Raw genomic sequence first — 9,130 nt, 5'->3', positions numbered from 1 at the left:
GCGACCCTCATTCCAAAAGAATGTTCGAGCGTTAGAGAGGGAAATGCGCAGCGCTGAACAGCTAACAAGCTTCGAAGCATCAGCATACAAGGGATGAGCCCCAGCGAAGCATATCCGTCTCTAAAAGCGACCCTCATTCCAAAAGAATGTTCGAGCGTTAGAGAGGGAAATGCGCAGCGCTGAACAGCTAACAAGCTTCGAAGCATCAGCATACAAGGGATGAGCCCCAGCGAAGCATATCCGTCTCTAAAAGCGACCCTCATTCCAAAAGAATGTTCGAGCGTTAGAGAGGGAAATGCGCAGCGCTGAACAGCTAACAAGCTTCGAAGCATTCAGCATAAATGATTACGATTGGAGGAACGACTATTATGAGAAACGTAAAAGTAGCAGCTACACAGATGAGCTGCGCGGCAACGCGCGAGGAAAATATCGCGAAAGCAGATGCATTTGTACGTGAAGCTGCCAAGCAAGGTGCACAGATCATTTTGCTGCAGGAGCTGTTCGAAACGTATTATTTCTGCCAAAAGGAAAAGGCGGATTACTACGCTTATGCTACCGAGCAGGAGAAGAATCCAGCGATTTTGCATTTCCAAAAGGTCGCGAAGGAGCTGCAGGTCGTATTGCCAATCAGCTTCTATGAAAAGAAAAACAATGCACGCTATAACTCCGTTGTCGTCATTGACGCAGACGGCGAAATTTTGGGAAAATATCGTAAAAGCCATATTCCGGATGGACCGGGCTACGAGGAGAAATTCTACTTCAACCCTGGCGACACTGGATTTAAAGTATGGGATACAAAATACGCTAAAATTGGTGTGGGCATTTGCTGGGATCAATGGTATCCTGAAGCCGCTCGCTGTATGGCGCTGATGGGCGCAGAAATTCTATTCTACCCAACTGCAATTGGCTCGGAGCCGCAGGATAGCGGCATTGACTCCAAGGATCATTGGCAGGTTTGCATGCTCGGACATGCTGGTTCTAACCTTGTTCCAGTCGTTGCTTCCAATCGTGTTGGAACAGAAAGCGATGAAGATTCATCCATCACGTTTTACGGTTCCTCGTTTATTGCAGGACCGCAAGGCAACAAGGTGACAGAGGCTGGTCGCAGCGAGGAAACCGTGCTGGTTGCTGAATTCGACCTAGACCAAATTGAAACGATGCGCATTGAGTGGGGTGTATTCCGTGATCGCCGTCCTGATTTGTACGGCATTATCGGAACGTACGATGGCAGTGAGCGTTTTGTGAAATAAACAGAAAAAAGCAATTCAAAACACCTTCAGACTTGTCGTTCATGCTATAGGCCAACAGCCATAGTAGAATTGGCGGCTTGAAGGTGTTTTTGCTTCAATCACAATGCTAGTTAGCGAAGGAAGAAGGTGGAATGGCATGGATATTGCAGTGAAAAACATTGTATCGAAAAGCATTTTAAGCAAAGCGCAAGGCTATTTGGATATTGGATTTACACACTCGCTCAACCCATACAGCGGCTGCATCTTCGCTTGCAGCTATTGCTATGTAAGAGAGATGCCGATTCAAACGTTTAAAGAAATGTCTTGGGGAACATGGCTGGAGATAAAAACAAACGCTGCGGAGGTTTATCGCTCCGAGCTTCGCAGGCTTCGGCGTAATGGTAAGCCAGTCAATCTTTTTATGTCCTCAGCTACCGATCCGTACCAGCCGATTGAACGGAAGGCGCAAGTATCTCAAGCGATTTTACAAGCTATGGTCGATGATCCGCCAGATCTGCTGCAAATCCAGACCAGAAGCCCTCTTGTTACACGAGATCTTGATTTATTAGTCGAGCTGAATAAAAAATGCGAGCTGCTCGTTTCGATCACCGTTGAAACAGACCGCGAGGATATGAAGCGAATTTTTGCACCGTATGCACCAGGAATTAAGCTGAGGCTGAAAGCTTTAGGCACACTACATCAAGCGGGAATCCGCACGCAGGCTGCAATTTCACCAGTGCTGCCATTTACTCCGAATTTTCCCGATGCGTTACACGGCATTGTTGATCGCATTTGGATCGATACGCTTATGCTTGGCGATGGCATGAAGGGCAAACGCTCGGAACGGCTGGGCATGCCTCAATTATTTGCCGCACACGGGCTGGAGGAATGGTATCGTAGCGACATTCATACGCGAGTTGAAAGCTATTTTAAGAAACATTTCGCGAAAACGATGATCCATGTCTCCAAGCAGCAGGCTTTTCCTAATCGCATCTAGCTATTAGCACAACGACTAGAATGTCTTATAATAAGGATGTATTATACGAATTCAGCATTACGAATTAATGCTGCTTATGAAAAGGTGAAAACAGGTAATAAAGTTGAACGAGTTCAAGGTTGAATAGGATAATCCTAACAAGGTGTTCGGACAGTAAGTAGAGTTCAGTAAGTAGAGTAAAGCTTGAAAAACTCGCTAACACTTTTGGTCGTAAGGAGGATTTTCGTGCCACATCAATGGCAAGGTAAGTGGATCATAGATCCGGAGTTTGCTGACTATCAGCCGCTCGCTGTTTTTCATAAGGAAAATGAGGCGCGAGAAGCAGCGTATCATCCAGCGCATTTGCGCAACAGACATATGCTTGTGCGAAAAACGTTTGTGCTTGAGCATCAGCCCTTGCAGGCGATGCTGCGGATAACAGCTGATGATTATTATAAGCTCTATATAAATGGTCAATTTGTAGGTCAAGGCCCTGCTCAAGGCTATCCTTTTCACTACAACTATAATGCGTGGGATGTTGCTTCTCATTTGCAAACCGGGGTTAATGTCATTGCCGTGCATGTCTATTATCAAGGACATATTAATCGCTCCTATAATAGTGGGGACTTGCGGCAAGGCATGATTGCAGAGCTGTATGTTAATCGGGAGTTGTTTCTTCTAAGCGACAGCTCATGGAAGTATCAGATTGCAAAGCATTATGGCAATGGCGAGATGGTAGGCTATGAGACGCAATATTTGGAGCATATCGACCAAAGGCTTGCTGAGCCACAGTGGCAAACGATAGATTACGACGATGGGCATTGGGCAGGTGCAGCGGAAAAACAGGGCGTGGATTATAAGTTGGTTGCACAGCAGACGCCGCCCGTTTCTGTGTATGAGCATGCTCCCGAGCAAGTGATGGAACTGAATAAGGGGCATTATTTGATCGACTTTGGGATGGAGCTAACAGGACAGTTCACGCTGAAGGCTTGCGGGCTGGAAGGTCAGCAGCTCGAAATCCGCTACGGAGAAGAGCTGCTGGAGAACCAGCAAGCGGTTCGATATGATATGCGCTGCAATTGCTTGTATAAGGAAACATGGATATTATCAGGCAGAGAAGAGTGGTTTGAACCCTTTGAGTATAAAGCGTTCCGTTATGTCGAGGTAATCGGACCACCAGAGGCTCTGTTGCCAACCAGCTTTAAAGCTATTGTTAGACATTATCCGCTTGATCCGCAAGCAAGCAGCTTTCGATCTACTGATGTTATGCTTAATCAAATTTGGGACATATGCAAGCGGGGTGTTCAGCTTTGCGCTCAGGAAAGCTTTGTCGATTGTCCGTCACGTGAAAAAGGGCAGTATTTAGGCGATAATACGATCATGGGACATACCCATATGTATATAAGCGGAGATTTGCGGCTGTTTAAGAAGGCAATTTATGATTTTGCGCGATCCTCTGTAATTTGCCCAGGGCTCATGGCGGTTGCGCCAGGCAACTTTATGCAGGAAATTGCTGATTTTTCCTTGCAATGGCCTCAGCAGGTGCTGCTTTATTATGAGCATAGCGGGGACCTGTCATTTTTAAGAGAAATGTATCCCTATGCTGAAAACGTGCTGGCTTATTTCCACAAATATCGCCGCAGTGACGGCTTGCTGGAAAGTGTGCAGGAAAAATGGAATTTGGTTGATTGGCCCGAAAATTTGCGTGATGGCTATGATTTTCCGTTGACACGACCAGTAAGCGACGGCTGTCATAATGTTATAAATGCCTTTTATTACGGCTGCCTTGCTGCTGTGCAAAAAATGAAGGATGTTCTCGGAATCTCTTATTCCGACGAGCTTCCTGCGTTGCGCAAAGCGTTTATCGATGCATTCTACCGGCAAGAAACGGGGCTGTTTGTTGATGCTGTTCATTCAGCTCATCACTCGCTGCATGCGAATATCTTGCCGCATTATGTTGGTCTTGCGCCTAATGAGGCGAAGCCAGCCTTTGTGGCGATGGTACGCAGCAAAAGGATGAGCTGCGGCGTATATATGTCATACTTCCTGCTTAAAGCCCTAGCTGCATGCGGGGAGACCGATTTGCTTTATGAGCTGATGACTTGCAGTGATGAGCGTTCATGGGTCAATATGATCAATGAAGGAGCGACTGCGTGCTTTGAAGCATGGGGCAAGGAACAGAAGTGGAATACCAGCTTATGTCACGGCTGGGCAAGCTCGCCGATTCCTTTACTGATTGAGGAGATCATAGGCATTAAGCCTGCGGCGCCAGGCTGGTCGGAGGTTGCCTTCGATCCTCGTCTTCCTGAAACAATGCCTGATTTCAAGCTTGAGTTTCGTACAATGCGCGAAGTGATTCGTGTCGAGTATAAGAACGGCGAGCTGAGCTTTGAACAGAAATAAATATGAGCGAATTAAAAAAGGATCTCCATCCCTGCCAATACCAGGGGAAGATCCTTTTGTCATACATATGAACAGTCTTGGTTATACGATTAGCTGTCAATCGATTCGGAGCTGTTAGCGCCGTGCTTTTTCTTGACGCTCCATGGCGTACCAAGCTTCGGCAGTGCCCAGCGATCAAGTCCATACCAGCCTGCATTTTTCCAAGCCAATACCAACCAAGTTGCAAGAACGAAAAGCAGCGGGTTGGAGCTGACTGTACCTGCGAATAGAAAGCTGACGTTCATCAAGCTGCCGCAAAAAGCGGCAATACCCGTTAGCAGGCCTAGAATAAGGCCAAGACCTACAAGCACTTCACCGAAAGCAACCACATAGGAGAAGACTTTCGCATTTGGAATAACAAAGTGTTCTAGAAATGCTGCATACCATGCGGAAACATCCTTGCCTTCCTCTGCTTTAGCCAATGCCCCTTGCATGAAGCCCTTTACAGCCGCACCTGCATTTTCGCCAGTCCATGCATCGCTGTTTACTTTTTTCCAACCTGAAGTTAACCACACGTAACCGACATATAGACGAACGACCAGCCAAATCCATCCAGCTTGCGTACTGCTGAATAGGAAGCGTGAAACCGGGTTTTCTGGAATATGAATCATTTTATCAGACATCTTGTACCTCCTGTATCAATTGGTGATCATTACCACATTTACTATAATAAATGTACAAAGTCCAAGAAGTGATTTTTGTCACAGGTGCTGTTCTTTTTCTCCAAGAAGGGTTAGACTCAACGCGGCCTTTAATCTATGCTATAATCGTATAAAGAAACGAACGGATGAAGGTAGGGGCGTAGCGTGAAAGCAAAGATGAAATTTTGTATAAGCTGTGGTCAAGAAAAACCGCTCAATGATTTCCTTCGTAGAACAGGCAGACGCGAGCGTCCTGACAGCCGCCGAGGAACCTGCAAACAATGCAGACAAGCTGGTACGGCAGTTGGACAACCGACCGATGAAGCAAAATTTTCAGTTGCATTACCGCTAACGCCGAGTAGAGCTCGCTGGAATCGGAAAAAGAGACAGCTCCTTACCTATTATCGCCAGCCGGACAGTAGTGGGCTGCAAGCAGATGATCTACGCCCAATTTGGCGCGGCGTTGTGCGCATGCGTGGTCGTTCGGACACGGGTCGCCGCTGGATACAGGAAATTGATCCTGCTCAAGCGAGATTGCTCGTTAGGGAAGGCGCGGCTGTCATCATTAATCCGTATACGATTCGAATGATATATAGCAGTAAGGAGTTTCGCCGTTTTATATTGGCGCGTGATCATCATACCTGTCATTACTGCGGGGAGTATGGCGATACGATTGATCATCTGCTTCCCCGAGCCAAAGGCGGACATACGACACCGGTCAATTGTGTCTGCGCGTGTTTAAGCTGCAACCAGCAAAAAGGCAATTTAACGCCAGAGCAATTTATGCAGTATTTGCTGAGTCAGAACCCAAAAGAACAATCATTAACGTGACTTTATTATTCATCATTATGAGTAATGAAGTCTTTTTTTATATTTAAATGCATATGTTGGTATTGATAATAATTATCAATCTCGATATAATGATGAAGATCAACACTGGTAAATTTTATATAGAACCGTAGGAGGTGCGAATCTGTTGTCAGAGGGATCAATACGAAAAAAGGCAGCTGTGATAGGGAGTGCAGGGCTTCTCTTGATCCTTTCCACACTTCTTGCAATCGGATTAGGCAGTGTAAGCGTCAATCCTTTGACAACCTTACTAACACTGTTTGGCTACGGTGATGATACAAGCTCCGTTATTTTATGGGACATTCGTATTCCAAGAGTGCTGCTAGCGCTAATTGTTGGTGCTAACCTCGCGATTTCTGGGGCGCTAATGCAGGCTGTGGTGCAAAATCCGCTGGCAGACCCAGGTGTTACGGGCGTATCGAGCGGTGCAGCCGTAGCGGCTTTGTTCATTATGTTGGTTCGACCTCAAGATAGTGGCTGGATTCCTTTAGCTGCTATTGCCGGAGGATTACTGGCTGCTGGTATTGTGTATGGGATGGCTTGGCAGCGCTCGATTGGCTTTCAGCCTGTTCGAATTATTTTGTCTGGAGTGGCGGCGAATGCGATATTTGGTGGAGTCATCGGTTTATTATCCTTGCTTTACAGTGATCGTCTGCCTTCAGCAATCCATTGGATGAATGGAAGTCTTGCAGGCAAGCAAATGAGTGATGTGTGGACGATCCTTCCTTATTCTGCTGCAGGTTGGCTGCTGGCCCTGCTTTGTATAAGACACATGAATATTATTAGGCTGGGCGAACAAACTGCCCATAACCTGGGACATAACATGAACCGAATCCGTCTGCTGCTTAGTCTGCTTTCGGTAGGCTTGGCGGCGATTTCGGTATCTATGGTAGGGTTAGTAGGCTTTGTTGGCTTAGTTGTTCCTCATATCTCACGGATGCTGATTGGTTCTAATTACCGCTACAGCTTGCCGTTAAGCATTCTGCTTGGTGCTGTCATTCTGCTAGTAGCCGATATGCTTGGACGATCATTGTTCGGCTCCATTCAAATTCCCGCCGGCATTGTAATGGCGATGATCGGAGGACCGTATTTTCTATACTTGATGAGAAAGGGAGGGGCTTAGCTTGCTGGCGCTTAACGAGATTGCAATTCAATATTCCAACCAGAGCATTATAAAAAATGTATCGCTGCATGTGAAGGAAGGTGAAATCGTCAGTATTATTGGACCGAATGGAACAGGGAAATCGACGATTCTAAAGGCGATATCAAAGCGCATGCCAGTTGCAAGCGGCTCGATCCAATTTCATCATCAGGCGTTAACGGATATGTCAGTCAAGGAAATTTCAAAGCTGATGTGCATGGTTTCGCAGTCCAATTCCAGTCCTCAGGATATGACAGTTGGTGAACTCGTTACATACGGTAGAATTCCATTCAAAAAGTGGTATGAACGCATGACCAGAGAAGATGAGGAGATTGTTCAGTGGGCGCTGGAGCAGACGCATATGGAAGCATATCGAGATCGTCTCGTCGTTCAGTTGTCAGGCGGGGAATCACAGCGTGCATGGATCGCAATGGCACTAGCACAGCAACCGAAAATGCTGCTGCTTGATGAGCCGACAACCTATCTCGATATTGCCCATCAGCTTGATGTGCTGGAGCTTGTCAAACGATTGAATGAGGAGCTTGGCATTACAATTATAATGGTGCTGCATGATTTGAATCATGCGGTTCAGTACAGTGATAACATATGTGTCATACATAACGGAGTCGTGCACGCCTATGGTGCTCCAGCTCATATTATGACACCGCAGCTTATTGACGAGGTGTACGGCGTGAAGGCAGATATTGATTACGTTGACGGGACGCCGCGTATTCATATATTAAAAAAATAGTAAAGGATGAGTGAGTTGCATGATGAACATTAAGCCTATGGATGTTGCAGTTCTCAAGGAAAACTATCAGAATCTGGTTAAGAGCACGAAATCAATATTTTTGAGCACAATTGCCCTTGATGTGGCCCCGTTTCTATCCTATGCACCCTTCGTTGAGCATGAAGGCAAGGTGTACGTATACTTAAGCAGAATTGCTGAGCATTACCGCAATCTTGAAGCGAATCCCGCTGTTGATGTGATGCTGATTGCTGATGAATCGGCTACGAAAAACATTTTTGCCAGAGAGCGTGCTCGCTTTAAAGGCCGTGCAGCTAATGTAGGCAATGAGGGCTATGAAGAGGTATTTGCCAAATTCGAACAAAAATTCGGTGCGCCTACTTTCAATATGCTGCGCACGCTAGATTTTTCGTTATTCGAGCTGGAACTGGCACAAGGACGTTATGTGGTAGGCTTCGGGCAAGCGTTTGACGTGGATTTCCCTGGTCAGCACTTCGAGCACGTGAATCGCGATGCGCATGGAATCGACGTTAAACAAGGTGAAAAATAGGAGGAGCAGCATGGATACCGTAACAATTATCGCAATGTGGCAAGCGACGCAAGCTCGCTTTCACAATATGGTTAAGGAGCTGCCGGAAGAGGCGTTGTCGCTGGCAATCGGTCCAGCCTCTATTGGGTACATGATTCGTCATAGTGCAGAGGTTGAGTATGTTTATGCCGATTGGGTATTCGGCAAATCGAAGCCAGATGCACTTGAATACGTTACACTGCGGGGACCGGGACATACTACTGCTTCCTTTACTAATTTAGCAGAGCTCGTTGCGCTTTTGGAAGCGTCTAATGCTGTCATTGTTGAGGCGATTGAGTCCTTGCCTGCTGAGGACTGGACGAAGGAAGTGAAAACACCAAGAGGTACCTTTACACCGCTGGACGCGATTGCACAGCTTATGTATCATACAGGCATTCATGCCGGACAAATTTCATTAATTCAGAAGTATGCGTAACCAAGCATGCTAAAATAGAACGGTAATCTGATGGCATTCCTCAGATTGCCGTTTTTTATGTTGGATTTTTTATGTTGGATTGAACGAAATGATTCAGTCG

Annotated in this window: 9 protein-coding genes; 8 read left to right on the top strand and 1 reads right to left on the bottom strand. The window is 46.4% G+C overall.

Annotated features, from left to right (window positions below; genetic code table 11):
* Positions 1-368: 368 nt before the first annotated feature.
* The 3 genes from aguB to ACFP56_RS15365 all read left to right on the top strand — a co-directional run bounded on the left by aguB (position 369) and on the right by ACFP56_RS15365 (position 4,608).
* Positions 369-1,250: an N-carbamoylputrescine amidase gene (gene aguB / locus ACFP56_RS15375; RefSeq protein ID WP_379236101.1), complete on the top strand. Its 882-nt coding sequence runs from the start codon at positions 369-371 to the stop codon at positions 1,248-1,250.
* Between the two features lie 136 nt (positions 1,251-1,386).
* Positions 1,387-2,226: an SPL family radical SAM protein gene (locus ACFP56_RS15370; RefSeq protein WP_379236099.1), complete on the top strand. Its 840-nt coding sequence runs from the start codon at positions 1,387-1,389 to the stop codon at positions 2,224-2,226.
* 225 nt (positions 2,227-2,451) lie between these two features.
* Positions 2,452-4,608: a family 78 glycoside hydrolase catalytic domain gene (locus tag ACFP56_RS15365; RefSeq protein WP_379236097.1), complete on the top strand. Its 2,157-nt coding sequence runs from the start codon at positions 2,452-2,454 to the stop codon at positions 4,606-4,608.
* 89 nt (positions 4,609-4,697) lie between these two features.
* On the opposite strand, the gene ACFP56_RS15360 is transcribed toward ACFP56_RS15365, so the two are convergent.
* Positions 4,698-5,270, bottom strand: a complete 573-nt coding sequence (locus ACFP56_RS15360) for a DoxX family membrane protein (RefSeq protein ID WP_379236095.1) — start codon at positions 5,268-5,270, stop codon at positions 4,698-4,700.
* 183 nt (positions 5,271-5,453) lie between these two features.
* On the opposite strand from ACFP56_RS15360, the gene ACFP56_RS15355 reads away from it, so the two are divergent.
* The 5 genes from ACFP56_RS15355 to ACFP56_RS15335 all read left to right on the top strand — a co-directional run bounded on the left by ACFP56_RS15355 (position 5,454) and on the right by ACFP56_RS15335 (position 9,030).
* Complete coding sequence (locus ACFP56_RS15355; RefSeq protein WP_379236093.1) at positions 5,454-6,119, top strand: HNH endonuclease; 666 nt, start codon at positions 5,454-5,456, stop codon at positions 6,117-6,119.
* 145 nt (positions 6,120-6,264) lie between these two features.
* Positions 6,265-7,260, top strand: a complete 996-nt coding sequence (locus ACFP56_RS15350) for a FecCD family ABC transporter permease (protein ID WP_379236091.1) — start codon at positions 6,265-6,267, stop codon at positions 7,258-7,260.
* A 1-nt stretch (position 7,261) separates the two neighbouring features.
* Positions 7,262-8,029, top strand: coding sequence for an ABC transporter ATP-binding protein (locus ACFP56_RS15345; protein ID WP_379236089.1), 768 nt, complete (start codon positions 7,262-7,264; stop codon positions 8,027-8,029).
* Between the two features lie 19 nt (positions 8,030-8,048).
* Positions 8,049-8,576 (top strand): HugZ family pyridoxamine 5'-phosphate oxidase, encoded by a 528-nt coding sequence (locus tag ACFP56_RS15340; protein WP_379236087.1) that lies wholly within the window; start codon positions 8,049-8,051, stop codon positions 8,574-8,576.
* A 10-nt stretch (positions 8,577-8,586) separates the two neighbouring features.
* Positions 8,587-9,030, top strand: a complete 444-nt coding sequence (locus tag ACFP56_RS15335) for a DinB family protein (protein WP_379236085.1) — start codon at positions 8,587-8,589, stop codon at positions 9,028-9,030.
* Positions 9,031-9,130 lie beyond the last annotated feature (100 nt).

Source organism: Paenibacillus septentrionalis, from assembly GCF_042659865.1.
GTDB classification, from domain to species: Bacteria; Bacillota; Bacilli; order Paenibacillales; family Paenibacillaceae; genus Pristimantibacillus; species Pristimantibacillus septentrionalis.
The sequence above is the reverse complement of the archived record's forward strand: the minus strand, read 5'-3'. Positions and strand labels throughout refer to the sequence as shown.